General features: G+C 31.9%; 1 pseudogene. It reads right to left on the bottom strand.

Features of this window, described 5'->3' with window-relative positions:
• Nucleotides 1-354, bottom strand: a pseudogene (locus tag ACTHS3_RS17360) (hypothetical protein); the annotation flags it as partial.

The raw sequence follows: 354 nt of genomic DNA, 5'->3' as shown, positions 1-354 counted from the left end.
AAAACAACAAGCTTCCCCTCAGGATATTTACCTTCCCATCCACAAGGCCAAAACCCTTTAAAATAAGCATCTTCTATCATATTCCAAATAGGATGATTTTTCTTATATTTGTTGTTTAAATAACAATTAAATAAATCGGCATCTATATCACTAAATAAACTATCTTTTAATCCCTCCTCTAAGTGCAAGGAATTTAATTTTTTTTCAATTGCAGGAACAGCATATTCATCCCAAAAATTGTCATCTTCATCTGTAGATAGCTTTAAAATTAGTGAGTTTGATTCACGCAAATCCGCCCAAACAGTCTCTAAATCATACTGCTGATATGCATATCTTTGTGCTACTGAAATATCT

The sequence above is a fragment of the Neisseria sp. P0009.S007 genome (assembly GCF_051962515.1).
The sequence above is the reverse complement of the archived record's forward strand: the minus strand, read 5'-3'. Positions and strand labels throughout refer to the sequence as shown.